The sequence below is a fragment of the Streptomyces sp. SLBN-8D4 genome (genome assembly GCF_049739545.1).
GTDB lineage: Bacteria > Actinomycetota > Actinomycetes > Streptomycetales > Streptomycetaceae > Streptomyces > Streptomyces canus_C.
The window spans coordinates 1,713,400-1,726,405 of record NZ_JBMGQC010000001.1; the positions used below are offsets into that span (position 1 = coordinate 1,713,400).

Genomic DNA, 13,006 nt, shown 5'->3' on the forward strand with positions numbered 1-13,006 from the left:
ACAGGCGGACGGCGGGTACCTGTGTGCGCACCACGGAGTGGGCTGTGGCCTCACGCTCCATGTGCAGGACAATGAGATCGTGAAGGTCACCGCCCCGCTGGACGGACCGGTGACCAAGGGCAGCCTCTGCAGCAAGGGCCGTTTCGGCTACCAGCACGTACAGACAGAACCGGGACTGAGACACATATGGGACGAGTCACGGAACGACGCAAGGTGATCCGCATCCGCGACGGGGCCCTCTCGTCCCGCCCGGACACCCTGGTCGCCGAGGAACCCCTCGAAATCCGCCTCAACGGCAAACCCCTCGCCATCACCATGCGCACCCCCGGCGACGACTTCGCCCTCGCCACCGGCTTCCTCGTCAGCGAAGGCGTCCTCGCCCAGCAGAACGACCTGCAGAACATCGTCTACTGCGCCGGCGCCACCACCGACGGCTCCAACACCTACAACGTCGTCGACGTCACCACCACCCCCCACGTCCCCATCCCCGACATCACCCTCCAACGCAACGTCTACACCACCTCCTCCTGCGGCCTGTGCGGCAAAGCCAGCCTCGACGCCGTCCGCACCACCACCCACTGGCCCATCCACGACACACCCCCGGTCCGTGTCAGTCCCGACCTCCTCGCGAGCCTCCCCGACCGGCTCCGCGCAGCCCAACGCGTCTTCGACCGCACCGGGGGCCTGCACGCCGCCGCCCTGTTCACCGAACACGGCGAACTCCTCGACATACGCGAAGACGTCGGCCGCCACAACGCCGTCGACAAACTCATCGGCCGCGCCCTCCAACACGGCCACCTCCCCCTGTCCCGCACCATCCTCCTGGTGTCGGGCCGCGCCTCCTTCGAACTGGCACAGAAGGCCGTCATGGCCGGCATCCCCCTCCTCGCCGCCGTCTCCGCACCCTCCTCCCTCGCCGTCGACCTCGCCACCGAGACCGGCCTCACCCTGATCGGCTTCCTGCGCGGCCCCTCCATGAACGTGTACGCGGGAGAACACAGGCTGGCTCTGGAGGCCACGGCAGCCCCGGGCTGAGCGGCTTCCCGTCTCAGCCCTGCGGCTCCCCGGCAAGGACCTCAACGAACGCTGCGACCAGCGGTGATCTCCGGCTCGCCGCCCAGGACGACCTCGCCCGGGCACGGAGCTTCCTGGAGACGCGGCTGTGGGGCGCGGTCACGGTGGTCAAGTACGGGGCGCCGCTCATCCGGGAGGGCGGGTCGGTCGTGCTCACCACGGGGACCGTCGCGCGCCGGCCGATGCCGGGGACGAGTGTGGTGGCGGGCCTGGCCGGGGCGATGGAGTCGCTGACCCGGGCGCTGGCCCTGGAGCTGGCTCCGGTCCGGGTCAACGTGGTCGAGCCGGGGGTGGTGCGCACCGAGCTGTGGCGGGAGCTTGCGGAGGAGGAGCGCGACGGCCTGTTCGGGGCCGCCGCCGAGTCGCTCCCCGTGGGGCGGGTCGGCGAGCCGGAGGAGGTCGCCGAGGCGTGTCTCTATCTGATGCGCGGCGGTTTCAGCACCGGCTCGGTGGTGGTCGTGGACGGCGGAACGGTTCTGGTCTGAGCGGTCAGCCCGCCACGAAGCGCACCTGATCCGCCGTCACCACCGTGCCCAGGCGCGGGAAGTCGAGGCGGGTCGAGGACTCGTGCTCGGCGGTGGTGAAGGCGGCCATCGCGTTCTCGACGAGGACGAGGTCGTAGCCGAGGTCGAGGGCGGCGCGGGCGGTGGACTCGACGCCGAGGTTGGTGGCGATTCCGCCGAACACCAGGGTGGTGACGCCGAGTGCGCGGAGGCGTGCGTCCAGGTCGGTGCCCTGGAAGGCGCCGATCGTCCGCTTCACGATCTCTACGTCGCCGGGATGGACGAGACCGGGGACCAGCCCGCTGCCGGGTGGCTGGTCGGCGACACCGGGCCGTTCGACGCGCACGAGCACGACGGGTGCGCCGACCGCGCGGAAAGCGGCCGCCAACTCCTCAGCCGCGGTGAGGACTTCGGTGCCTTTGCGGGGTTCCAGGGGCAGCGCGACGATCCGGTCCATCAGATCGACGAGTACGAGGGCGCTGCGCGCGGGATCGAGGGCGAGGGGTCCGGTCATGACGGAACGTTATCCGCCATCAGCCCTCCGTGCCGGAGATCCGGATCAACAGGTCCATGAACATGGCGCGTTCGTCCGGGGAGAGGGGGGCCAGCAGCTCGTCGTTGGCGTGGCGGGCCGCCTTCTCGCAGCGGGTCAGCAGCCGTGTTCCCTCGTCCGTGAGGGACACCGCGTTCTTGCGGCGGTCGCCGGGGTCGGGTTCGCGCAGGACGAGTCCGGCGGACTGGAGGTCGTTGAGGACACCGACCAGGTCCTTGGGGTCGAGCCGCACCGCGCGGCCGAGGTCGGCCTGGGCGACGGGGGCGAGGTCGCGGACGGCGGAGAGCACCACGTGGTGCCACATCTTCATGCCCTCGGCGGCCAGCGCCTCGGCCACCAGGGTCCGTCCGCGGGCGGCGGCGCGCCCGAGGAGCCAGCTGGGGAGGGAGCGGATCGCGGGGAGGGGAGCTTCGGCCATGGGGCCAGCCTAGCCACTATTCATTGGACTCCCCAATGACCTACCTCTTATCGTTGGGAAGTCCAATGAATCGGTTGGGCAGTCCGATGAAGCAGGGGAGGTCGGATCGATGCGTCGCGTTCGTTACGAGTCCACGGGTGGCCCGCTGTTCCTGGAGGAGGTGCCGGTCCCCGCGCCGGGCCCGGGCGAGCTCCTCGTGCGCTGCGAGGCGATCGGCGTCACGCTGCCCGTCGTCCGCAAGGTGACCGAGGCCGCGGAGCCGGTGCCGCTCGGCGGTGAGCTCGCCGGTGAGGTGGTGGCCGTCGGCGCCGGGGTCACCCGCTTCCGGCCCGGCGAACGTGTCACGGGCCTGTGCTTCGGCCACGGTTACGCGGACTTCGCGCTGCTGGGCGAGCCCATGGCCTCCCCGGTCCCCGACGACGCCTCGGCGGCCGACGCGGTCGCCCTGGTCCGCAGCGGTCTGGTCGCGCTCGGCGCACTGGAGGCGGCGCGACCCGAGCCGGGAGAGACGGCACTGATCACCGCGGCGGCGAGCGGGGTCGGCCACCTCGCGGTGCAGCTCGCGCGGACCCGGGGCGCCTCCCGGGTGGTGGGCGCGGTCTCCGACCCGGCCAAGGCGGACTTCGTGCGCTCCCTCGGCGCCGACACCACCGCCCTTTACGGCGACGGCAGTTGGGGAGATCCCGTCGACTACGTCCTCGACGCGGTCGGCGGCGAGCTGCTCACCCCGGCGCTCGCCGCCCTGACCCCGGGCGGGCGGCTGGTGGCGTACAGCTCGGGCGGCGGGACCATCCGGGCGTACGACCTCCTCGTCGGCGCCAAGTCCGTGACGGGTTTCCAGATGGCGCGGATCGCCCGCGAGCGGCCCGAGTTGTACGAGCGGTGGCGGCGGGAGCTGTGGCGGAGGTTCCTGGACGGCACGCTTCGGCCCGTCGTGCACGGGGAGTTCGCCCTGGAGGACGCGGCGAAGGCGCACGAGGTGATCGAGTCGCGGCGCAACCTCGGAAAGGTCGTACTCCATCCGTGACGGGACACGCGCGGGGTTCTTGTGAGGCGCGAGGGGCGGAACTACCGTCCGTCACCGGAAGGTCACATTTCCGGATGTACGGACAACTGAAAGGGCGCCCGTGCCGTCGAGTCGCGCACGTCTGAGATCCCACCTGTCCGCCGTTTCCGCCACCGCCGCCCTGCTCGCCCCGCCGAGCGCCGCTCTCGCCCAACCCCTGCCGTCCGCAACGAGGTTGGAACAGCAGATCCTTTTCAAGGCGGACCGGGACCCCGGTTACGCCTGCTTCCGTATCCCGGCGATCGTCCGTACCGCCGCCGGCACCCTGCTCGCGTTCGCCGAGGGACGCGTCCTCAACTGCGGGGACGCCTCCGACATCGACATCGTCCTCAAGCGGTCCACCGACGGCGGCCGCACCTGGGGCCCCCTCCAGGTGGTCAGCGAGGGCGCGGGCGACACCCACGGCAACCCGGCGCCGCTCGTGGACCGCGGGACGGGCCGCGTCCTGCTGGCCGAGACGTACAACCCGGGCCGTACGAACGGCGGGAACTGCCGGGCGCCCTGCGTGCGCACCCCGCACCTCCAGTACAGCGACGACGACGGCCGCACCTGGTCCGCGCCCCGCGACCTGAGCGACGAGCTCCTGGCCGCGCAGCGCGGCTCCTGGTACGCCACCGGCCCCGTGCACGGCATCCAGCTCGGCCACGGACCGCACGCCGGGCGGCTGGTGTTCGGTGTCAACGCCGAGACGTGGGACGGCAGTCGGGTGACCGCGAACCACGCCGCACTCGTCGTGAGCGACGACGGCGGCGAGCACTGGCGGGTCGGCGCCACCGACTCCTGGCCGGTCGCCGCCGACGGCACCTTCCGGCAGAAGCCCTCCGAGGTCACGCTCACCGAGCGCGCCGACGGTTCCGTGCTCGTCAGCGGGCGCGAGCAGGACGGCACCGACCTCGGCCACCGCACCCAGGCCGTCGGTGTCGACGGCGGCGACAGCTTCGACGCGCCGTTCCGGGCCCTGCCGGACCTGTACGCACCGCAGGTCCAGTGCGCCACCCTCGGCCTCGGCGCGCGCCTGCTGCTGTCCTGCCCGGCCGACCCGGACCGCCGCCGCACGATGACGATCCGCTCCTCCTACGACGGCGGCGCCACCTGGGACACCCCCGACCGCGCCACGGTCGTCACCACCGACTGGTCCGGCTACTCGGACATGGCCCCGGTCGACGAGGCCACGGTGGGCCTGCTGTACGAGGGCGGGACCGCCGACGCGCGCGACGAGATCCGCTTCGCCCGCTTCACCGAGGACTGGCTGACACCGCGCCGCGGCCCCGACCCGACCACCCCCGACCGTGCTCACCTCGCGCCGCCGGCGGCCGTGCTCGGCGGCGCCCGCGAGACGACCGGCGTCATCGGCGGCGCCCTGGACCTCGACGGCGCCGACGACGCCGTACGACTGCCGTATCGTGCGCAACTTCCGCTCGGCACGCAGGACTTCACCGCGTCCCTGTGGTTCAGGTACACGGCCACGGCCGGGGAGCAGCCGCTGCTGTGGATGGGCGGGGTCGGTACGGATCAGCCGCAGGTCTGGCTGCGCGGGGAGCCCGCGAACGGGCGGGTGCACGGGCTGATCACCGTGCGGGAGGGCGCGACGACCCTGCGGACGGCGTCGGTGAGCACGAGTGGCGCGTACAACGACGGACGGTGGCACCACGTGAGCCTGCGCCGGGGCGGCGGCCGGCTGACGCTCTTCGTCGACGGTACGGCGACCGGCGCACCGGACGTGCCGGGCTCGGTCAGCCGCAACTCCCCGTTCGGTGTGCACATCGGCCAGCGCATGGACGGCCGGGCCTTCTTCACCGGCGCGATCGACGAGGTCCGGGTGTGGGACCGGGCCCTGACCGACGCCGAGATCACCGGCGCGGACCCGGCGTCGGAGGGCACCGTCCTGTGGCTGCCCATGGACCGGGTGAGCGAGAGCCGCTAACGTCGCGGACCGTGCCCGAGGACGCACGAGCACGACAGCGAACCGGCACCGGCGTCGGTCTGCTGCTGGCGCTGGTGCTCGGAGCCGTGCTGCTCACCGCCCTGCCGAACGGCGGCGGCCGGGACGCGGGCGACTGCACCCCGCTCACCGTCGGCTCCTGGTCCGCGGACGACCGCCTCACCGGCGAGTTCGCGCGCTACGGCGACGACGGCGCCCGCGCCGACGACTGGACCGGCGGTGACGGCACCCACTCGGTGCGGCTGCCCGACGGGCGGCTGCTGTGGCTGTTCTCCGACACCTACCTCGGCCAGGTGTACGGCCCGCCCAACCCGCTCGGCGAGTCGTACGCCTGGCGCGACCCCACCGCTCCCCTGGTGCGCAACTCGGCGGTGCTCATGCGTGACGGCCGCCTGGAGACCACCCTCCCGACGCCCCTGTTCCCGGACCCCGGCCCGAACCAGTGGCGCTGGCCGGTCGCGGCCCGCGTCGAACCCCGCTCCCCCGGCTCGCACGAACAGGTCGTGCGGGTGCTGCTGTGGGTGCGGACGGCCGGCCCGTCCCCCTGGATCTACGGCGTCCCGACCGCCACCGAGGTGGCCACGCTCTCGCTGCCCGCCCTGCGCGTCGAGTCGATCACGAAGGTCCTCGACGAGCAGCGGGTCAAGGACCCCTCCCGGCGGGTGCTGTTCGGGACCACGCTCGTCGAGGACGGCGAGTGGACGTACGTCTTCGGGGGCGACGACGGCCGGGCCGCGTCCCGTTCCGCCTCCTCGGCCTACGTGGCCCGGGTGCCGAAGGGCGGGCTCGCCGAGCCGGGCGCCTGGGAGTACTGGGACGGCTCGCAGTGGACGACCGGCGCCCGCCCGCGCCCGGTGCTCGGGGACGGGCGGCGCACCGGGGTGGGCAGCGCCTTCTCCGTCGTCCAACAGAACGGGACGTACGTGCTGTTCACCATGGCCGCGGGCACGAAGGGGCTCGCGGCCGTGACCTCGTACTGGGCCTGCTCCCCCACCGGACCGTGGCACGGCCCGGAGAAGGACTTCACCCCGTCCCTGCCCGCCGGGCAGGTCGCCGCCTACAACCCGCAGGCGCACCTCGAACTCAGCGGCGGGGGACGGCTGGTGCTCAGCTACGACGTCAACTGGCTGGAGACGGCTCTCGCTTCGGCCCAGCTCAGCCGGAACGTGTCGCTGTACCGACCGCGGTTCGTGACGCTGCGCCTGACCCCGGCCCGCTGACCTCCGCGCTCTCTCCGGTCTCCGCCGGGACGGGGTCGTGCGAGCGGCGCTTGGCGATGACGGCGCAGACCATCAGCTGCATCTGGTGGAACAGCATCAGCGGCAGCACGGCGAGCGAGGCGTGCGCGCCGAACAGGACGCTGGCCATGGGGAGTCCGGAGGCGAGGGACTTCTTCGAGCCCGCGAACTGGATGGCGATCCGGTCCTCGCGGCCGAAGCGCAGCGCCTTGGCGCCGTACCAGGTCAGGGCGAGCATCAGGGCGAGCAGGACGGCCTCGACGATCATGAGCCCGCCGAGCCTGAGCGGGCTCACCTTGTGCCAGATGCCCTGGACCATGCCCTCGCTGAACGCGGTGTAGACGACCAGCAGGATCGACCCGCGGTCGACGAGGCCGAGGACCTTCTTGTGGCGGGTGATGAAGCCGCCGATCCAGCGGCGCGTCAACTGGCCCGTGAGGAACGGCACGAGCAGCTGGAGCACGATCTCCAGGAGCGAGTCCGCGGAGAACCCCCCGCCGCTGCTGCCGAGCAGGGCGGCCGCCAGGAGCGGGGTGATGACGATGCCGACCAGGGAGGAGAAGGAGCCGGCGCAGATCGCGGCCGGCACGTTGCCGCGGGCCATCGAGGTGAAGGCGATCGAGGACTGGATGGTGGAGGGGACCAGGGTGAGGAAGAGCAGGCCCTGGTAGAGGGGGTTCGTCAGGAAGACCGGGACGAGTCCGCGGGCGGCGAGACCCAGCAACGGGAAGATCACGAACGTACAGGCGAGGACAGTGACGTGGAGGCGCCAGTGCTTGAGGCCGTCCAGGGCCTCACGGGTGGACAGGCGGGCGCCGTACAGGAAGAAGAGGAAGGCGATCGCCGCCGTGGAGGCTCCGGAGGCCACGTCCGCGGCCGTCCCGCGTGCCGGTACGAGGGCCGCGAGGCCCACCGTGCCGAGCAGCAGCAGGATGTACGGGTCGACCGGCATCCAGGCCGGCCACTTCAGGCGCTTCACGGTTCTCCACTTGCTCGTGTTCGACGACGGTACGGGGGCATGACGGGTACCTCCCTCAGGACGGAAGGTCCCCCTCCATCGTCCTCCCTCACCCCTTGATCGGGAATCCCGCATACCACTCTCACTGTCATCACGTTCCGCGATAGGCTCGCGCCATGTACGACCCGTCGCAGTTGCGCACGTTCCTGGCGGTGACGCAGACCCTGAGCTTCACGCAGGCCGCCCGAAGGCTGGGGGTTCGCCAGTCGACCGTGAGCCAGCACGTACGGCGTCTGGAGGACGCCGCCGGGCGGCAGCTGTTCACCCGGGACACCCACTCCGTGGAGCTGACGGAGGACGGCGAGGCGATGCTGGGGTTCGCGCGGCGGATTTTGGAGGTGCACGACCAGGCGACCGCGTTCTTCACCGGCACGCGCCTGCGGGGGCGGCTGCGGTTCGGGGCCTCGGAGGACTTCGTGCTCACCCGGCTGCCGGAGATCCTCGAGACCTTCCGGTACGACCATCCCGAGGTGGACCTGGAGCTGACGGTCGAGCTGTCGGGCACCCTGCACGAGCAGCTGGCCGCCGGGAAGCTGGACCTCGTGCTCGCCAAGCGGCGCCCCGAGGACCCCCGGGGCGAGCTGGTGTGGCACGACCGGCTGGTGTGGATCGGCGCGGAGCGGCTCCGCCTGGACGCGGACCGTCCGGTGCCGCTGATCGTCTACCCGCCGCCGGGGATCACCCGGACGCTGGCTCTGGAGGCGCTGGAGCGGCAGGGGCGCGAGTGGCGGATCGTGTGCACCAGCGGCAGCCTGAACGGACTGATCGCGGCCGCGCGGGCCGGCCTGGGGGTGATGGCCCACTCCCGGGGGCTGGTGCCGCCGGGGCTGGTGCGGGTGCCCGACCGGTCCGGGCTGCCGGAGCTCGGGCGGGTGGACTTCGTCCTGGTCCACGGCCGTCGGCGGACGGCCGCTCAGGAGGCCGCGGACGCCCTGGCCTCCGCGATCCTGGCGGGCGGGGACCGGCTGCACCGACGGTGAGCCCACCGGCCGGAGTGACAGATTCCGGGCCGCCGACGCTGAATGAGGAGAAGGACGGCACCCCGGTGGACAACCGTTTCACCAGGGTGGCGAGCCGCGACGAGGACGTACAGATTCCGTGGAGATTGCGGCTCTGAAACTTACGCAACCGTCGGTTTTCTGTCCGACCCTTCCCCATGTGAGGGTATTTTCCGGTACTGACCAGGCCATACGTGAGCACCCCTCGGCTTCGGCCCCCCTCCCACCGGGGGGGCGGGGTGGGGTAGCTTTCACGGCGCTGTGCGGAGCTTCACTGAGCGCCAGGGAGAGCGGGGAGCGGGGTTTGCGCGAGTTCACCAACCCTCCGTTGGCGTTGGCACCCCCGGTGGGCGGACTGGCCGACGTCGTCTTCGAGCATGCCCAGAACGACCCCGTGCACATCGCCCTCGGCCGCAAGGACGAGAACGGACGGTGGCGGGACGTCACGTCCGCGGAGTTCCGGGACGAGGTCATGGCGCTCGCCAAGGGACTGCTTGCCCAGGGCATCCGCTTCGGCGACCGGGTCGCGATCATGTCCCGCACCCGCTACGAGTGGACCCTGTTCGACTTCGCCCTGTGGACGATCGGCGCACAGGTGGTGCCGGTCTACCCGACCTCCTCCGCCGAGCAGTGCTTCTGGGCCCTGTACGACGCCGAGTGCACGGCCGCGATCGTGGAGCACGAGGACCACGCGATGACGATCGCCACCGTCATCGACCGGCTGCCCCAGCTGCACCGGCTGTGGCAGCTGGACTCCGGCGCGGTGCAGGAGCTGTACGACGCCGGCGCCGCCATCGAGGACGAGGTGGTGCACCGGCACCGGCAGGCCGTCACCCCGGACTCGGTCGCGACGATCATCTACACCTCGGGCACCACCGGCCGCCCCAAGGGCTGTGTGATCACCCACGGCAACTTCATGAACGAGGCGGACACCGTCATCGAGCGGTGGGAGCCGGTGTTCCACTCCAAGAAGGGCGACGAGGCGGCGACCCTGCTGTTCCTGCCGCTCGCGCACGTCTTCGGGCGGATGGTGCAGGTCGCGGCGATCCGCGGCGGGGTCCGCTTCGGCCACCAGCCGCAGATGAACGCGGCCGCCCTGCTGCCGGACCTCGCCGCGTTCAAGCCGACCTTCTTCCTCGGCGTGCCGTACATCTTCGAGAAGGTCTTCAACGCCTCCCGCCGCAAGGCCGAGAAGGAGGGCAAGGCCGGGCCGTTCGAGAAGGCCGTCGACGTGGCCGTGAAGTACGCCGAGGCCCTGGAGGCCAAGGCCTGGGGCATCGGTCCCGGTCCCTCGGCGGGGCTGCGGATGCAGCACCAGCTCTTCGACAAGCTCGTGTACTCGAAGATGCGGGCGGCGATGGGCGGCCGTATCAAACAGGCCATGACCGGCGGTTCGGCCATGGACCGCAAGCTCGGGCTGTTCTTCGCCGGCGCGGGCGTGCACATCTACGAGGGGTACGGCCTCACCGAGTCCACGGCGGCCGCCACCGCCAACCCGCCCGAGCGCACCCGCTACGGCACGGTCGGCCAGCCCATCCCGGGCATGACCGTGCACATCGCGGACGACGGCGAGATCTGGCTGTACGGCCCCACCGTCTTCCAGGGCTATCTCAACAACGACAAGGCCACCGACGAGACCCTGCACGACGGCTGGCTCGCCACCGGTGACCTCGGCTCCCTCGACGAGGACGGCTACCTCACCATCACCGGCCGCAAGAAGGAGATCCTCGTCACCTCCGGCGGCAAGAGCGTCTCCCCCGGTGTGCTGGAGGAGCGGGTGCGCGACCATCCGCTGGTCTCGCAGTGCATCGTCGTGGGCAACGACCGGCCCTACATCGCCGCCCTGGTCACCCTCGACCAGGAGGCCGTCGAGCACTGGCTGGGGATGCACGACAAGCCCCGGATGTCCCCGGCCCAGCTGGTGCGCGACGCCGACCTGGAGACCGAGGTGCGGCGCGCCGTGGTGGCCGCCAACACCCTGGTCTCGCAGGCCGAGTCGATCCGCACGTTCCGCATCCTGGCGCAGCCCTTCACCGAGGAGCACGGGCTGCTGACCCCCTCGCTGAAGCTCAAGCGCAAGGCGATCGAGACGGCGTACGCGGGCGAGGTCGAGGCGCTGTACCGGGCCTGACGGCCCGTGTCACGGCCTGCTGGCCTGTCAGCTGATCGTCACGCGGAAGATCTTGTCCGAACCGTCCGCCGCTCCTCCGTTGTTGTCGCAGTTGGTGGTCGACAGCCACAGCTGGTCGGCGCCCGGCACCTTGACGACCGTGCGCAGCCGACCGTAGGTGCCCACGTAGTACGCGGTCGGCGTGCCGACGCTGTCGTTGTCGCCGTTGATCGGGATCCGCCACAGCCGCTCACCGCGCAGGGAGGCCATGTAGACGACGTTGCGCACGATCGCGATGCCGCTGGGCGAGGCCTCCGAGACGTTCCAGGTGGCCTTCGGGTTGGTCATCCCCGCGGTGGAGCAGGTGCCCTCGCAGACCGGCCAGCCGTAGTTGGCGCCGGGCTTGACCAGGTTCAGTTCGTCCTTGGAGCTGTTGCCGAACTCCGCTTCCCACAGGCGGCCGTTGCGGTCGAAGGCGAGGCCCTGGGGGTTGCGGTGGCCGAGGCTGTAGACGTAGGTGCCGAACGGATTGCCGGGGGCAGGTTTCCCGTCCGTCGTCATGCGCAGGATCTTGCCGTTGAGGGAGCTCTTGTCCTGCGCCAGGTCCGGTGTCTGGGCCTCGCCGGTGGAGACGTAGAGGTAGCCGTCGGGGCCGAAGGCGAGGCGTCCGCCGTTGTGGTAGCGGTTCTTCTTGATGCCCTGCAGGAGCACTGTGTAGTCGCTCAGGGTGGTCCCGTCGTACGTCATGCGGACCACGCGGTTGCCCTCGGACGCGGTGTGCATGAAGTAGACGCGGTGGTTCGTCTCCCACTTCGGGTCGACGGCGACGCCGAGCAGTCCGCCCTCGCCGTTCGTGGTGACGGCGTTCGGGACGGTACCGACCTGCGTCTTCGTACCGTCCTTGGTGACCTTCCAGACCCGGAAGTCGTCCCGCTCGGTGACCAGCGCGCTCTTGCCGTCCGGCAGCCAGAAGACGCCCCAGGGGATGGTCCAGCCGGAGGAGAGCGTGGCGACGGAGGACGGGACGCCACCGTCGGTGGCGCAGGCCTTGGTCGTGAAGGTGACCGTGTTGCTCGGCTGGGAGACGTTGCCGGCCGCGTCGCGGGCGACGACGTTCAGGCTGTACGGGCTGTTGCAGGCGAGCCCGGTCAGCGTGGTCGAGGTGCCGGTGCTGACGGACGTGTAGACGGTGGTGTCACTGCGCACGTCGTAGCCGGTGACCGCCCGGTCGTCGGTGGAGGCGCCCCAGCTCAGTGCGGCGCTGTTCGCCGTGACGTCCGCCGCGGACAGGGTGCCGGGCTTGGTCGGCGGGGTGGTGTCGGAGCTGGGCTGGGTGGTGCAGTCGACGACAGGGCTCGCCGGGGACGTGTTGCCGGCCGCGTCACGGGCGATGACCGTGAGGTTGTAGGTGGTGCCGGGGGTCAGGCCGGTGAGCGCCTTGCTGGTCGAACCGCCCGGCGCCTCACCGATCTTGTTGCCGTGCTCGTAGAGGTCGTACGCCGTCACGGCCACGTTGTCGGTGGAGGCGCCCCAGGCCAGCGTGAGCCCGTCCTCACCGATGTCGGAGCAACTGGGCTGCCCGGGGCGGCTCGGGGCCTGGGAGTCGGTGGCCGCGTCGACGCCGATGCGGTCGAGGTTGGGACCGCCGCCCGCGGTGGTGGCGGTCGCGCGGACCTTGGCGGAGCCCGCGGTGAGCGGGACGGCAACGGTCTTGGTGGCCCAGGTGTTCCAGTCGGCGGTGGCCGGGAAGGAGACGGCCGAGGACACGACCGTGCCGTTCACGGAGATGTCCATGGGCCGGTCGGTCGCGGTCCCGTTGGCGTAGCGGAAGGTGACGGCCGTGGTGCCCGCGGAGGCGGCGCTGACGGTGAACTCCACATAGGAGCCCTTGACGTTGGTGTAGTCGACGAAGCCGGTGCCCGTGTAACCGGTGTGGTTGGTGGCCACCGTGCCCTGCACGACGGTCGCGTCCTCCGCCTGGTAGTCGGTGGCCGCGAGCGCGGTGGCCTGGCTCAGGCCGGCGAGGGGCAGCGCGAGGGCCGCGGCGAGGCCGTAGGGCAGAACTCTCTTGTTTTTCACGGATGTT

At 71.4% G+C, this 13,006-nt stretch carries 11 protein-coding genes and 1 pseudogene; 8 read left to right on the plus strand and 4 right to left on the minus strand.

What is annotated here, in order from left to right; genetic code table 11:
• Nucleotides 1–22: 22 nt before the first annotated feature.
• The 3 genes and pseudogenes from RKD20_RS07885 to RKD20_RS07895 form a co-directional block, all read left to right on the plus strand.
• Nucleotides 23–217 (plus strand): annotated as a pseudogene (locus RKD20_RS07885) (hypothetical protein); the annotation flags it as partial.
• Nucleotides 187–1,035: a formate dehydrogenase accessory sulfurtransferase FdhD gene (gene fdhD, locus RKD20_RS07890; RefSeq protein WP_424877073.1), complete on the plus strand. Its 849-nt coding sequence runs from the start codon at nt 187–189 to the stop codon at nt 1,033–1,035. The pseudogene RKD20_RS07885 and the gene fdhD, both read left to right, overlap by 31 nt.
• Nucleotides 1,032–1,559, plus strand: coding sequence for an SDR family oxidoreductase (locus RKD20_RS07895; protein ID WP_424883173.1), 528 nt, complete (start codon nt 1,032–1,034; stop codon nt 1,557–1,559). Before fdhD ends, RKD20_RS07895 begins: the two co-directional genes overlap by 4 nt.
• A 4-nt stretch (nt 1,560–1,563) precedes the next feature.
• On the opposite strand, the gene RKD20_RS07900 is transcribed toward RKD20_RS07895, so the two are convergent.
• Together RKD20_RS07900 and RKD20_RS07905 are read right to left on the minus strand one after the other, a co-directional pair.
• Nucleotides 1,564–2,091 (minus strand): isochorismatase family protein, encoded by a 528-nt coding sequence (locus tag RKD20_RS07900; protein WP_424877074.1) that lies wholly within the window; start codon nt 2,089–2,091, stop codon nt 1,564–1,566.
• Between the two features lie 19 nt (nt 2,092–2,110).
• Nucleotides 2,111–2,548 carry a MarR family winged helix-turn-helix transcriptional regulator gene (locus RKD20_RS07905; protein WP_424877075.1) on the minus strand — a complete coding sequence of 146 codons (438 nt, stop codon included), beginning with the start codon at nt 2,546–2,548 and terminating at the stop codon, nt 2,111–2,113.
• Between the two features lie 109 nt (nt 2,549–2,657).
• Between RKD20_RS07905 and RKD20_RS07910 the strand changes: the two genes are divergently transcribed.
• From RKD20_RS07910 to RKD20_RS07920, 3 genes are all read left to right on the plus strand, one after another.
• Nucleotides 2,658–3,575 (plus strand): quinone oxidoreductase family protein, encoded by a 918-nt coding sequence (locus RKD20_RS07910; protein ID WP_424877076.1) that lies wholly within the window; start codon nt 2,658–2,660, stop codon nt 3,573–3,575.
• 100 nt (nt 3,576–3,675) lie between these two features.
• Nucleotides 3,676–5,538, plus strand: coding sequence for an exo-alpha-sialidase (locus RKD20_RS07915; protein ID WP_424877077.1), 1,863 nt, complete (start codon nt 3,676–3,678; stop codon nt 5,536–5,538).
• Nucleotides 5,539–5,549: 11 nt separating this feature from the next.
• Nucleotides 5,550–6,776 (plus strand): DUF4185 domain-containing protein, encoded by a 1,227-nt coding sequence (locus RKD20_RS07920; RefSeq protein WP_424877078.1) that lies wholly within the window; start codon nt 5,550–5,552, stop codon nt 6,774–6,776.
• Here the strand turns inward: RKD20_RS07920 and RKD20_RS07925 are convergent.
• A complete protein-coding gene (locus tag RKD20_RS07925; protein WP_424883174.1) occupies nt 6,712–7,746 on the minus strand; it encodes a bile acid:sodium symporter family protein in 1,035 nt (344 codons plus the stop codon). The two genes, RKD20_RS07920 and RKD20_RS07925, sit on opposite strands and share 65 nt — an antisense overlap.
• Nucleotides 7,747–7,928: 182 nt before the next feature.
• Here RKD20_RS07925 and RKD20_RS07930 point away from each other — a divergent pair, with 182 nt between their 5' ends.
• Together RKD20_RS07930 and RKD20_RS07935 are read left to right on the plus strand one after the other, a co-directional pair.
• The gene (locus RKD20_RS07930) at nt 7,929–8,792 is read left to right on the plus strand and encodes a LysR substrate-binding domain-containing protein (RefSeq protein WP_424877079.1); all 864 of its coding nucleotides are present in this window, start codon (nt 7,929–7,931) and stop codon (nt 8,790–8,792) included.
• A 322-nt stretch (nt 8,793–9,114) separates the two neighbouring features.
• Nucleotides 9,115–10,941 carry an AMP-dependent synthetase/ligase gene (locus tag RKD20_RS07935; protein ID WP_424877080.1) on the plus strand — a complete coding sequence of 609 codons (1,827 nt, stop codon included), beginning with the start codon at nt 9,115–9,117 and terminating at the stop codon, nt 10,939–10,941.
• Between the two features lie 27 nt (nt 10,942–10,968).
• Here RKD20_RS07935 and RKD20_RS07940 read toward each other — a convergent pair whose 3' ends face one another.
• Complete coding sequence (locus tag RKD20_RS07940) at nt 10,969–12,999, minus strand: PQQ-dependent sugar dehydrogenase (protein WP_424877081.1); 2,031 nt, start codon at nt 12,997–12,999, stop codon at nt 10,969–10,971.
• Between the last annotated feature and the right edge of the window lie 7 nt (nt 13,000–13,006).

Coding starts and splice junctions, on each gene's coding strand:
- fdhD (WP_424877073.1), top strand. CDS start 187: ATGGGACGAGTCACGGAACGACGCAAGGTGATCCGCATCCGCGACGGG.
- RKD20_RS07900 (WP_424877074.1), bottom strand. CDS start 2,091: ATGACCGGACCCCTCGCCCTCGATCCCGCGCGCAGCGCCCTCGTACTC.
- RKD20_RS07905 (WP_424877075.1), bottom strand. CDS start 2,548: ATGGCCGAAGCTCCCCTCCCCGCGATCCGCTCCCTCCCCAGCTGGCTC.
- RKD20_RS07910 (WP_424877076.1), top strand. CDS start 2,658: ATGCGTCGCGTTCGTTACGAGTCCACGGGTGGCCCGCTGTTCCTGGAG.
- RKD20_RS07925 (WP_424883174.1), bottom strand. CDS start 7,746: ATGCCGGTCGACCCGTACATCCTGCTGCTGCTCGGCACGGTGGGCCTC.
- RKD20_RS07930 (WP_424877079.1), top strand. CDS start 7,929: ATGTACGACCCGTCGCAGTTGCGCACGTTCCTGGCGGTGACGCAGACC.